General features: G+C 74.6%; 9 protein-coding genes. 6 read left to right on the top strand and 3 right to left on the bottom strand.

Going from position 1 to position 12,364, the window contains the following annotated elements:
- Nucleotides 1-92: 92 nt before the first annotated feature.
- Genes ACN263_RS21660 through mptB (ACN263_RS21640) form a run of 5 tightly spaced genes read left to right on the top strand, consistent with a single transcriptional unit; the run spans nt 93 to nt 8,589 of the window.
- The gene (locus ACN263_RS21660; RefSeq protein WP_422736185.1) at nt 93-860 is read left to right on the top strand and encodes a type 1 glutamine amidotransferase; all 768 of its coding nucleotides are present in this window, start codon (nt 93-95) and stop codon (nt 858-860) included.
- Nucleotides 860-4,048, top strand: coding sequence for a bifunctional [glutamine synthetase] adenylyltransferase/[glutamine synthetase]-adenylyl-L-tyrosine phosphorylase (locus ACN263_RS21655; RefSeq protein WP_422736184.1), 3,189 nt, complete (start codon nt 860-862; stop codon nt 4,046-4,048). The genes ACN263_RS21660 and ACN263_RS21655 overlap by 1 nt, the downstream gene beginning before the upstream one ends.
- Nucleotides 4,041-5,657 (top strand): hypothetical protein, encoded by a 1,617-nt coding sequence (locus tag ACN263_RS21650; RefSeq protein WP_422736183.1) that lies wholly within the window; start codon nt 4,041-4,043, stop codon nt 5,655-5,657. The genes ACN263_RS21655 and ACN263_RS21650 overlap by 8 nt, the downstream gene beginning before the upstream one ends.
- Nucleotides 5,658-5,704: 47 nt before the next feature.
- Entirely contained in the window at nt 5,705-7,105 is a 1,401-nt protein-coding gene (gene mptB, locus ACN263_RS21645; protein ID WP_422736182.1) for a polyprenol phosphomannose-dependent alpha 1,6 mannosyltransferase MptB, read from the top strand.
- Nucleotides 7,106-7,119: 14 nt separating this feature from the next.
- A complete protein-coding gene (gene mptB / locus ACN263_RS21640; protein ID WP_422736181.1) occupies nt 7,120-8,589 on the top strand; it encodes a polyprenol phosphomannose-dependent alpha 1,6 mannosyltransferase MptB in 1,470 nt (489 codons plus the stop codon).
- Between the two features lie 172 nt (nt 8,590-8,761).
- Here the strand turns inward: mptB (ACN263_RS21640) and ACN263_RS21635 are convergent, their stop codons facing one another.
- The 3 genes from ACN263_RS21635 to glnA form a co-directional block, all read right to left on the bottom strand.
- Nucleotides 8,762-9,724 carry a hypothetical protein gene (locus tag ACN263_RS21635; RefSeq protein ID WP_422736180.1) on the bottom strand — a complete coding sequence of 321 codons (963 nt, stop codon included), beginning with the start codon at nt 9,722-9,724 and terminating at the stop codon, nt 8,762-8,764.
- Entirely contained in the window at nt 9,721-10,086 is a 366-nt protein-coding gene (locus tag ACN263_RS21630; protein ID WP_422736179.1) for a PadR family transcriptional regulator, read from the bottom strand. The genes ACN263_RS21635 and ACN263_RS21630 overlap by 4 nt, the downstream gene beginning before the upstream one ends.
- 105 nt (nt 10,087-10,191) lie before the next feature.
- Nucleotides 10,192-11,616: a type I glutamate--ammonia ligase gene (gene glnA / locus ACN263_RS21625; RefSeq protein ID WP_422736178.1), complete on the bottom strand. Its 1,425-nt coding sequence runs from the start codon at nt 11,614-11,616 to the stop codon at nt 10,192-10,194.
- Between the two features lie 261 nt (nt 11,617-11,877).
- Between glnA and ACN263_RS21620 the strand changes: the two genes are divergently transcribed.
- Complete coding sequence (locus tag ACN263_RS21620) at nt 11,878-12,276, top strand: RDD family protein (RefSeq protein WP_422736177.1); 399 nt, start codon at nt 11,878-11,880, stop codon at nt 12,274-12,276.
- Nucleotides 12,277-12,364 lie beyond the last annotated feature (88 nt).

Below are 12,364 nucleotides of genomic sequence, written 5' to 3'. Positions count from 1 at the left end.
CTAACCACCGCACTGGCACGAAGACGCCCAGGCGGTGGCACGGACCCGCGCCGGGGCGTGGCGCAACGCGGCGCACCCGCTAGCCTCGACGGGTGGCAACCGCGCTGGTGATCGAGAACGACCCGACGGACGACGCGCGCCGGTTGGGTGAGTGGCTGACCGAGGCAGGGCTGGAGTTGTGGGTGGTCCGCCCGCACGCCGGTGACGAACTCCCCGCCGACCTCGAGGGGTACGCGGCGCTTGTGGTGCTGGGCGGCGACCAGCAGGCGTACCCGCTGCCGGACGGCTCGCCCGGCGCGCCCTGGTTCCCGGCTGTGGAGGGTCTGCTGCGCAAGGCGGTCCGGTACCGGGTGCCCACCCTGGCCGTCTGCCTGGGCGCGCAGTTGCTCGCCACGGCGCACGCCGGGCTGGTCGAGCGGAGCCCGTCCGGGCCGGAGATCGGCCCCGGTGTGGTGGGCCGGCGCGACGCCGCCGAGCAGGACCCATTGTTCCGGTACGTGCCGCTGATCCCGGACGTGCTCCAGTGGCACTCCGACGAGATCACCGAACTGCCCCGGGGCGCCACCCTGCTGGCGGCCTCCACCCGGTATCCGCATCAGGCGTTCCGGCTCGGCGACCGGGCGTGGGGGTTGCAGTTCCACATCGAGTGCGACACCGCCATGATCGCCGACTGGGCCGCCGACTCGACCCTGCTCGCCGAGTTGGGCTACGACCCGGAGCTGGTGGTGGCGGCCTGCGACTCGGTGATGGTGGACGTCGAGGAGGTCTGGCAGCCGTTCGCCGCCCGGTTCGCCGCGCTGGCCCTCGGCGAGCTGGACGACAGCACGATCCGGCCCGCCCTGCCGCTGCTCGGACACTGATGAGCCGGCCGACGAGGGCGCCGGGCCGGCTCGCCCGCTACGGCTTCGGCACCGCCGAGGGTGACGGTGGGGCCCGCGCCGCCGACCTGCTCGGCCCGGACGGGCTGGGCCTCTGGCAGCCGCAGGAGCAGGAGCCGGTCGACGACGCGGCCGGGGAACTGCTCGCCGCGCTGTCCCGGGCCGCCGACCCGGACCTGGCGCTGCGCCAACTGCACCGCATCGTCGAGGCCGAGCGCCGCACCAACGGCACCAACGGCACCAACGGCACCAGCGGTGCCGGCACGCCGCGCGGCACCAGCGCCGCCGGCACCACCAGCACCAGCGCCGCCGGCACCACCAGCGCCGCCGGCACCACCAGCACCAGCGCCGCCGGCACCACCAGCGCCGCCGGCACCACCAGCGCCGCCGGCACCAGCAGCGCCGCCGGCTCGCCGCTGCTCGCGGAGCTGCACGCCGATCCCGGGCTGCGGCGTCGGCTGATCGCCGTACTGGGTGCGTCGTCGGCGCTCGGCGACCATCTGGTGGCGAATCCCGAGCACTGCCGGACGCTGCGTACCGCGCCGGACGGGCTCGCGCCGATCGCCGACGGTCGACTGGAACCGGACGGCGACGGCAACCCGGTGGCGGTGCTGCGGACCGCGTACCGGCTGTCCCTGCTGCGGATCGCGGCGGCCGACCTCACCGGCGGGCGTGCCCTGGAGCAGACCATGGCGGCGCTGTCCGCGCTGGCGGACGCGACACTGGCCGCCGCGTACGAGATCGCCGTGAGTGAGCTGGCCCCGGGCACCGAGCGGCCCCGGCTGGCCGTGGTGGCGATGGGCAAGTGCGGCGGCGGCGAGCTGAACTACGTCTCCGACGTGGACGTGATCTTCGTGGCCGCCGAGGACGCCGACCTGCCGGCCGCGACCCAGGTGGCGACCCGGCTGATCTCCGTCTGCGGGATGGTCGCCTGGCCGGTGGACGCCGCCCTGCGGCCCGAGGGCAGCCGCGGCCCGCTGGTGCGTACCCTCGCCAGCCACCTCGCCTACTACCGCCGGTGGGCGCGCACCTGGGAGTTCCAGGCGCTGCTCAAGGCCCGCCCGGCCGCCGGGGACCTGCCGCTGGCCCAGGAGTGGATCGACCAGCTCGCGCCGCTGGTGTGGCGGGCCGCCGAACGACCCGAGGCGGTCGAGGACGTCCGCGCGATGCGCCGGCGGATCATCGACAACATCCCGCCCAAGGAGCTGGAACGCGAGATCAAGCGCGGTCCGGGTGGGCTGCGCGACATCGAGTTCGCCGTCCAGCTCCTGCAACTCGTGCACGGCCGCGGTGACGAGACGCTGCGGGCGCCCGGCACGATCCCGGCGCTGCGCGCGCTCGTCGCCGGCGGCTACGTCGGCCGCGCCGACGGCGAGTCGCTGCTGCGCGGCTATCGCTTCCTGCGCGCCGTCGAGCACCGGCTTCAACTCCAGGCCCTGCGCCGCACGCACACCGTGCCCACCGAGCCGGGCGCGCTGCGCTGGCTGGCCGCCGCGCTGGGTTTCGTGGCCACGCCGGGCCGCAGCGCCGTCGAGAGCTTCCGGGCCGACTGGGTCACCCATGCCACCGAGGTACGGCGGCTGCACGCCAAACTGCTCTACCGGCCGCTGCTCGAGTCGGTGGCCCGGGTACCGGCCGACGGGCTCCGACTCACCCCGGAGGCGGCCCGGCACCGGCTGGAGATCCTCGGTTTCGCCGACCCCGCCGGGGCGTTGCGGCACCTCCAGGCGCTCACCGGCGGGGTGAGTCGTACGGCGGCCATCCAACGGACCCTGCTGCCGGTGCTGCTGAGCGAGTTCGCCGACGCGCCGGAGCCGGACCGGGGGCTGCTCAACTACCGCAAGGTCTCCGACAAGCTGGGCAGCACTCCCTGGTACCTGCGGCTGCTGCGCGACGGCGGTCCGGTCGCCCGCCGGCTGGCCCGGGTCCTGGCCCTGTCCCGGTACGTCGCCGACCTGCTCGCCCGCGACCCGGAGGCGCTGCGGCTGCTGGCCGAGGAGAACGAGTTGGCGCCGCGACCACGCCCGGTGCTGCGGGAGGGCTTCCTCGCGGCGGCGGCCCGGCACACCGACCCGGTTGAGGCGACCCGCGCGGTGCGGGCGCTGCGCCGCCGGGAGCTGGTCCGGGTGGCCTGCGCGGACGTGCTCTGCCGGGCCGGCGCGCTCGCCCCCAGCCCGACCCGGACGGACGACACCGCCCGGCCCTCGCCCGGGCTGGCCGACATCACCGAGGTCGGTACGGCGCTCGCCGACGTCACCGACGCCACCCTCGCCGCCGCGCTGCGGGCCGCGCGGGCCAGCCAACCGGCACCGGACGGGCTGCGCTTCGCGGTGATCGGGATGGGCCGGCTCGGCGGGTACGAGTCGAACTACCTCTCCGACGCCGACGTGCTCTTCGTCTACGACCCGCCGGAGGGCGGCAACGAGAGCGCCGCCAGCGCCGCCGCGCACGCGATCGCGGAGGAGCTGCGTCGACTGCTCGGCGTGCCCGCGCCCGACCCGCCGCTCGGTGTCGACGCCGACCTGCGCCCCGAGGGCCGGCAGGGTCCGCTGGTACGCAGCCTCGCCGCGTACGCCCAGTACTACGCCCGCTGGTCCCGGGTGTGGGAGGCGCAGGCGTTGCTGCGCGCCCGGTTCGTCTGCGGGGACGCCGACCTGGGCGCCGAGTTCGAGGCGATGATCGAGCCGGTGCGCTACCCGGCCGACGGGCTGACCCGCGAGCAGGTCGTCGAGATCCGCCGGATCAAGGCCCGGGTGGAGACCGAGCGGCTGCCGCGCGGAGCCGACCCGGCCACCCACACCAAGCTGGGTCGGGGCGGGCTGGCCGACGTGGAGTGGGCGGTCCAGCTCGTTCAGCTCCGGCACGCGGGCGCGGTCCCGGAGCTGCGCGGCACGCGTACCCTCGATGCCCTCGCGGCGGCCGAGCGGGCCGGCCTGGTCGACCCGGCGGACGCCGCCGAGATGGCCGCCGGCTGGTCCCTGGCCGCGCAGGTCCGCAACGCGCTGATGCTGGTCCGGGGTCGGGCCGGCGACCAGCTGCCCCGGCACGGCGTGGAGCTGGCCGGGGTGGTCCGGCTGCTCGGCCGCGACGACCCGGGGGAGTTCCTCGACGAGTACCTGCGCACCGGCCGCCGCTCCCGCGCCGCCGCCGAACGGGTCCTCAATGCCTGACCGGCCGCCACGTCCACTCGGACGGCGTACCGGCTGGCTGGCGGCGACCGGGGTCGCGCTGGTGCTCGCCGTCGCGTTCCTGCTCGCGCCCCGGATGGGCACCGACCTCGCGGCGCAGGTGGCCCGCGCCGAGTTCGCCGACCGGTACGGTGCGACGCCTGTCGACCTCGGCTGGTACGGCGGCGTCAACCAGTACGGCTACAGCCTTTTCACCGCCCGCCTGGGCGCGGTGGTCGGGGTGCGTCCACTGGGGGCCGTCGCCGCGGTGCTCGGCGCGTTCGCGTTGGCGTGGCTCTTCGTCCGCAACCGGGCCCGTCGGCCGCTGTTGGCCGGTGTCCTCGGCGCCGTGGTCCTGGTCGGCAACCTGGCGAGCGGCCGGATCACGTTCGCCGCCGGACTGACGTTCGGGCTGTTGGCGCTCTGCGCCGTCAGCACGGAACGCCCGCCGCGTCCGGTCCGGTTGGCGCTCGCCGCCGGCTGCGCCGCCCTGGCCACGGCGGCCAGCCCGGTCGCCGGCCTGTTCACCGGGCTGGCCGGTGCGGCGTTGCTGCTGGCCGCCGTCCGGCGCGGTGACGGGCCGGGCCGGACGCTGGCCGGTGGCTGGCGCACCGAAGGGCCGCTGGCGGAGGGGTTCGTGCTGGCCCTGGCCCCGGTGGTCACGCTCGCGCCGATCGCGCTCCTGTTCGGCAACGGCGGCACCCAGCCGTACTCGGCGGAGTCGATGCGGATCAACGTCGCGCTCGCCGTGCTGGTGGCGGTCCTGGTGCCCCGCCGCCGCCGGGTGCTGCGGGTCGGGGCGGCGCTCACCGTCGTGCTCCTGATCGGCGCCTACTACGTGCCCAGCCCGATCGGTTCCAACGCGCTGCGGCTGCCGCTGCTCTTCGCGCTCCCCGTGCTGGCCGCGTACGTCCCGCTGCCGGGCCCGTGGCTCGCCGGGCTGCTCGCGGCGACGGTGTGGTGGCAGTCGCCGGTGATGACCAGCGACGTCACCCGGGCCGGCGCGCCGGAGAGCGCCCCGGCGTTCCACCGGCCGCTCGTCGAGGAGCTGAACCGACGGGAGCCCGTCGGTCGGGTCGAGGTGGTGCCGCTGCGCGACCACTGGGAGTCCGCGTACCTGCCGCCGACCGTGCCGTTGGCCCGCGGCTGGGAACGCCAGGTCGACAGCGACCGCAACGCGTTGTTCTACGACGGCACGCTCAGCGCGCAGACCTACCAGCGGTGGCTGCGCGACACGGCGGTGACCTACGTGGCGGTCGCCCCGGACGCACCCGCCGACCGGTGGGGCCGGGACGAGGCCGCCTTGATCCGCGCCGGCCTGCCGTACCTGCGGGAGGTCTGGCGTGATGCGACCTGGCGGCTGTACGCGGTGGCCGACCCGACGCCGCTGGTCGGCGCGCCGGGCCGGCTCGTCGCCGCCGACCGGGGCTCGGTGCGGATGACCGCCACTCCCGGCGACGTCCCGGTAGGGGTGCGCTGGTCACGCTGGCTGTCGCTGAGCGGCCCGGACGGCTGCGTCCGGCCCGGCGCCGACGGGTGGACCGAGGTGCGGGTCCGGACGCCCGGCGACTACACGATCTCCAGCGACCTGACTCCGGCCCGGCACTGCTGACGGTGCCTGCCGTCGCCCGCCGGGTGGGGTGCTGGCAGCATGTCGGGGTGCCCTCCCACCTCGCGCGCTGGACCGGCCTGGCCGGCTCGACGCTGCTCGCGCTGTCCGCGTTCCTCGGCGGCGCGTTCCCCAGCGGCCCGCTGCGCAGCACCCCGGTCAGCATCTGGCAGGGCCCGCACGGGCCACTGGTCCTGGCCGCCTGGCTTCTCGGCACCGGTCTGCTGGCGTACGCCTGGTGGGGGCTGCGCGACGCGGTGCCGTCGACCCGGTGGGCGCTCGTCACCGTCGGGTTGTGGCTGCTGCCGCTGCTCGTCGCGCCACCGTTCGGCAGCCGGGACGTGTACGCGTACGCCTGCCAGGGGGCCAGCTTCGCCGGTGGCCTCAGCCCGTACGAGTACGGCGTCTCCGCGTTGCCCTGCCCGTGGCTGGACACGGTCTCCGTCATCTGGCGGGACACCCCGGCGCCGTACGGACCGCTGTTCGTGCTCGTCGCGGGGGCGGTGGTCAAGCTCACCGGGTCGCTGAACGCCAGCATCGTGCTGTTCCGGGCCCTGTCCCTGCTCGGCGTGGCGTTGACCGCATGGGCGCTGCCGGTGCTGGCCCGCCGGGCCGGGGTGCCGGCCTCCCGGGCGGTCTGGCTGGCGCTCGGCTGCCCGCTGGTCGCCGCGCACCTGATCGGCGGCCCGCACAACGACGTGCTGATGCTCGCCGCGCTGGTCGGAGGGCTGGCCGTGGTGGCCTCGCATCCGGGTCGGCGCGGAATGCTCCTGGTCGGCGGGCTGCTCCTCGGGGTCGCCGTGGCGATCAAGGTGACCGCCGTGGTGGTGGTCCCGTTCGCCGCGCTGGCCGCCACCGCCGGGGCGTACCGGTTCCGGACGCTGCTCCGCGACGGCGGCTGGGTGGTCGGCGGTGCCGTCGCCACCGTGGTCGGAGTGACCGTCGCCGGCGGACTGGACTTCGGCTGGATCGGCGGGCTGTCCCAGGGTGGCGCCGCCATCGCCTGGACCTCCCCACCCACCGCCGTCGGGCAGACCATCGGCTACCTGGGGGTGCCGTTCGGTGCGCACATCGACGCGTTGCCGGTGACCCGGGGCATCGCCGTGGTGCTGCTGGCCGTCCTGCTCGTCTGGCTCTGGTGGCGCGCTCGCACCCGGGACCCCCTGTTCCACGCCGGCCTCGCGCTCGCCGTCACCGTCGCGCTCGCGCCGGTCGTGCACCCCTGGTACTGGACGTGGCCGCTGTTCGTGCTGGCCGCCACCGCCCGGCGTACCCGATGGTTCGTCGTGGTCGCCCTGGTCGCGTCGTTCCTGATCCTGCCGGACGGTACCGGCCTGCCCCGCTACACCAAGACGGTCGGGGCGCCGCTGATGACGCTGTTGGTGATCGTGGTGGCTGTCCGGTTGGTACGGTCGGCTCGGGTGACCCGCCAGGCGGTCGCCGCCGACTGAGGGAAGGTGCGCCGGTGACCGCTCCCGGCGCGCTGCCGCCGCTCTCCCGCCCTTCGGTGGCCCGGTCCGCCGGCCTGCTCGGCGCGGTTCTGCTCGCCGTGGCCGGGTATCTCGGCGGGGCGCTGCCCGACGCCCCGCTGAACGTCACACCCGTGTCGATCTGGCGCGCCCCGGGCGGCCCGGCGACAGTGACCTGCTGGCTGGTCGGCACCGTACTGCTGGTCGGCGCGTGGTGGTCATTGCGCGCCGGCGCGCCGTCGACCCGCTGGGCGTACGTCACCGCCACGCTGTGGGCGCTGCCCCTGCTGCTCGCGCCCCCGGTGGGCAGCCGGGACGTCTACTCGTACGCCTGCCAGGGCTGGACGTACGCGCACGGCCTCGACCCGTACGCGGTGGGGGTCGCGGCGGCGGGCTGCCCGTGGCAGGACACGGTCGCGCCGATCTGGCGGGACACCCCGGCACCGTACGGGCCGGTGTTCGTGCTGCTCGCGGCGCTCGCGGTGAGCCTCGGCGGTGGTCTGGTCGGTGCCCTCGTCGCGCTGCGCCTGATCGCCGTGGCGGGGCTGGTGGTGGCCGCGTGCTGCCTGCCCGGTCTGGCCCGGGCCGCCGGTCTACCCGCCCGACGCGCGGTCTGGCTGGCGCTGGCCGGGCCACTGGTCGGCGTGCACCTGGTGGGTGGGGCGCACAACGACGCGGTGATGCTCGGCCTGCTGCTCTGCGGCCTGCTGGTGGTCCTCGGGGGACCGGACCGGCCGTCGGCGTTGCTCGCGGCCGGGGCGCTGCTCGGATGCGCGGTGACGGTGAAGGCCACCGCCGTCGTGGTGGTGCCGTTCGCCGTGCTGGCGGGCACGTCGGACCGTACGGTGCTCCGGAACGGTGTGTGGCTGGGCGGGGGCCTCGCCGCCGCGGTGCTGGGCAGTTCGGCGTTGACCGGGCTCGGCTTCGGCTGGGTGGGTGGGCTGACCCGCAGCGGCGACTCCGAACAGTGGACCTCCCCGCCCACCGCCGTCGGGTTCGTCGTCGACTACGCCGGAATGCTGGCCGGCCGGGATCCGCAGGCGGTGCCGGTGGCCCGCGCGGTCGCGCTGGGGCTGCTCGCGGCCGTGCTGGTGGCGCTCTGGTGGCGCACCTGGCGCAGGCTACGACGGGACCAGGCCGGCACCGACGGCCCGCCGGTCGCCGGCTCGGCGCGGGGCCGCATGGCGCTCCACGGTGCCGCCCTGGCACTCGTCGCCACCGTCGTCCTGTCCCCGGTCTTCCACCCCTGGTACGCGACCTGGCCGCTGGCGCTGCTCGCGCTCGCCGCCACCCGAACGACGTGGTTCGTACTGCCGGCGGGGTTGGCAGCCTTGCTGGTCCTGCCGGACGGCACAAACCTGGCCCGCTTCACCAAGGCCCCCGGCGCGCTGGCGATGACCGCCCTGCTCCTGGTGCTGCTCGTGCGCGTGCGAAGCAGCCGACCCGCGCGCCGGCCACGTCCCTGACCACCGCCGGACCCGCCAAGATCGCGCTCGAACATGGATGTAGTGGCTTCTGGCGCGTTCGAGACCACTGGAACCATGTTCGAGCACGATCTTGGGGGTGCGGCGCGGCGCGGGGGCGGGGTGTGGCGGGGGTGCGGCAGGGGCGGGGCGTGGTGCGGCGTGGTGTGGGCGGTCAGCGGGGGGCGCTGGGGGCGGGGGGTCGGGCCAGCCGGGTGCGGAGGGCGAGGGCGACCGGTAGCAGGGCGGGGCCGACCAGCGCGACCACGGCCGCCGTCGCGGCCAGCGCCGTCCAGTTCGGGGCGAACGCGTTCGGCACGCCGTCCGCCGCGCCGGCCAGCGCGTGCAGGGCCAGCAGACCCGCCGGGGTGAGCAGGATCAGCAGGGCCCAGCCGCCCCGGTGGTCGCCGCGTACCGCCAGTCCCACCGCGAGCAGCACGGTCACCGCGAGCACCACCACGGCCGCGTCGCGCAGGACCAGCTCTGCGGTCACGGCGCGGTAGGTCCAGGCGAAGCCGTTCGACGACGGTCCTGCGGCCGCCAGGCCGCCGACGGCGGTGAGCAGCGGCAGCATCCGCAGCGACACGGACTGCTCACGGGACGCGCCGAGCGCGACCAGACCCAACCCGAGCTGGGGGAGGAGCACGAACAGAGGCGGGCGGGGCAGGCCGGTGAGCGCGGCGGCGGGGACGAGCGCGCCCGTGAGGAGCACCGCGAGCGCGACCGCGCGTCGGTGCCACCGCTCGGGTGTCAGCGCCTGCGCCGCCGCGGCGAGCAGCCAGCCGGCCCACGCCACGATGCCGAGCGAGACGAACGGCCCGACCGACGGCTCGCCGAACCCGGGCGGTGCCGGGCGCAGTTCGAGCACCGTCCACATGCCGGCGAGCGCGGTGGCGGTGAGCAGGGCCAGGGTGGCGGCGAGACGTACGCCGGGGAGCAGGTGGATCGCGCCGGCGGCGCGTACCCGCTGCCGGAGGCCGCCGCGCAGGAGGTCCACGGCGTCCGCGGGCGCCGGCCAGCGACGGCCCGGCTCCGCCAGGTCCAGGTACGTGCCGACGATCTCGGCGCCCCGGGCCCGCCGGTAGTCGGCGGGGTACGCGGCGAGGAGCCGGAGGTAGCGGCGTTCGAGGTCGGTCATGCGAGCCCTCCGGCCAGACGTGGGGTGGTCGGTCGGGCGGCGCGGGCCCGGGCGGCGAGTCGGGCGGTGGCGGCCTCGACGTTGCGCCGGAGCCGCTCGGTCTCGGCGCTGAGGGTGGCGTCGCCGGCGGGGGAGAGTCGGTAGTAGCGGCGCAGCCGGCCGTCCACCACCTCCTCCCGGTCCACCTCGACGAGACCGGCGTCGACCAGCCGGTCCAGCGCGCCGTAGAGGGTTCCGGGGCGCAACGACACGCGGTTGTCGGAGAGGGCGGCGACCTCGCCGATCAGCCCGTAGCCGTGCATCGGCTCGACGGCGAGCGCGGTCAGGATCAGGAAGGTGGGTTCGCGCAGTGGTGTATCCATCGCCGTAATATATCGGACGCGAAGGTATGTTGGGGGGCGTGCCGAAACGGGCCGGGCCGGCTCCGCGATCGCGGAGCCGGCCCGGCCGGTAGAGCGGTGGACTGCTCAGCAGTCGTAGTACATGGCGAACTCGTGCGGGGTCGGGCGCAGACGCACCGGGTCGACCTCGTTGGCGCGCTTCCAGTCGATCCAGGTCGAGATCAGGTCCGGCGTGAAGACGCCGCCGTCGAGCAGGTAGTCGTGGTCGGCCTCGAGCGAGTCGAGCACGGCCGGCAGCGAGCCCGGAACCTGCTTGACGTCGCCCCATTCCTCCGGCGGGAGGTCGTAGAGGTCCTTGTCGATCGGCGTCGGCGGCTCGATCTTGCTCTTGATGCCGTCCAGGCCGGCCATCATCATGGCCGAGAAGGCCAGGTAGACGTTGGCCGACGGGTCCGGCACCCGGAACTCGACGCGCTTGGCCTTCGGGTTGCTGCCGGTCACCGGGATCCGGGTGCAGGCGGAGCGGTTGCGCTGCGAGTAGACCAGGTTGACCGGCGCCTCGAAGCCCGGCACCAGCCGGCGGTACGAGTTGACCGTCGGGTTGGTGAAGGCCAGCAGCGACGGGGCGTGGTGCAGCAGACCGCCGATGTACCAGCGGGCGGTGTCGGACAGGCCGGCGTAGCCGGTCTCGTCGTAGAACAGCGGCTCACCGTTGAGCCAGAGGCTCTGGTGGGTGTGCATGCCGGAGCCGTTGTCGCCGAAGAGCGGCTTGGGCATGAACGTGGCGGTCTTGCCGTTCGCCCAGGCCTCGTTCTTCACGATGTACTTGAAGAGCTGGAGCTGGTCACCGGCGTGCAGCAGGGTGGAGAACTTGTAGTTGATCTCGGCCTGCCCGGCGGTGCCGACCTCGTGGTGCGAGCGCTCCACGGTGAAGCCGGTGTCGACGAGCCGGCGCACGATCGAGTCGCGCAGGTCGGCGTAGTGGTCGACCGGCGGCACGGGGAAGTAGCCGCCCTTGTAGGCGGTCTTGTAACCCCGGTTGCCGCCCTCCTCCTCGCGCCCGGTGTTCCAGGCGCCCTCGATCGAGTCGATGTAGTAGAACGACTGGTTCGCCGAGGTCTCGTGGCGGATCGAGTCGAAGATGTAGAACTCCGCCTCGGCGCCGAAGTACGCGGTGTCGGCGATGCCGCTCGCCGCCAGGTACGCCTCGGCCTTCTTCGCGACGTTGCGCGGGTCGCGGCTGTAGGCCTCGCGGGTGAACGGGTCGTGGATGAAGAAGTTCAGCGCGAGGGTCTTCTGCGCGCGGAACGGGTCGATGAACGCGGTGGCGACATCCGGGAGCAGGAGCATGTCCGACTCGTGGATCGCCTGGAAACCGCGGATCGACGAACCGTCGAACGCGAGGCCGTCGGTGAAGAGGTCGTCGTTGACGGACTCGACCGGCAGGTTGAAGTGCTGCATCACGCCGGGCAGGTCACAGAAACGAACGTCGACGAACTTCACGTCCTCGTTCTTGAGGTATCGCAGCAGTTCCTCGGGATTGGCGAACACACATCCTCCTGGCACGTCCACGGGTGGCTAGCGTCCTGGCGACGCTATGGCCGGGGAGTTGCCCGGCCATGTCTTCAGTGTTTCTGCCGTGTTACGTCCCTCGCGGAGCGTCAGGGACGCTCCTGTCCACGCACTCAGCCTGCGCGAACGTCGTACCGGCTGTGCCAGTGTAATGACACATGAGGTGATTGGCCCGAATCGGCACGCAGCGGTGACGGGACCCCGACGGCCTCGATCCGGACGCGGATACCCTTGATCGCTGTGACCAATCCGCACGTCCCGGCCGCGCCGGCCACCGACCCGACCTTCACCCCGCCGAGCCTGGGCCGGCGCTTCGGCGCGCTGATCATCGACTGGGTGCTCTGCCTGCTGGTGGCCAACATCTTCGCCGACCCGGTACGCGACGGCTGGGCGCCGGTGCTCGTGCTGATCCTGGAGTACGGCCTCTTCCTCGGCCTGTTCGCCCAGACGCCCGGCATGTACATCACCAAGGTCCGCTGCGTGAACTGGCACGACGGGGGCCGGATCGGCGTGCCCCGCGCGTTGGCCCGGGGTGTGCTGCTGGCACTCGTCGTCCCCGCGCTGATCATGGACCAGCGCCGCCGGGGCGTGCACGACCGCCTCGTCGGCTCGGTCATCGTCGACGCCCCCCGCGCCTGACGCCCAAACCCCCGCCGCACCCGGCCCACCCGGCCCGCCCGGCCCGCCCGGCCCGCCCGGCCCGCCCGGCCCATCTCGGCAAGATCCG

It is taken from the genome of Micromonospora sp. WMMD729 (assembly GCF_049315225.1).
Classification (GTDB): domain Bacteria; phylum Actinomycetota; class Actinomycetes; order Mycobacteriales; family Micromonosporaceae; genus Micromonospora.
Note: the sequence above shows the minus strand (reverse complement) of the source record. Positions and strands in the feature narration are given on the sequence as shown.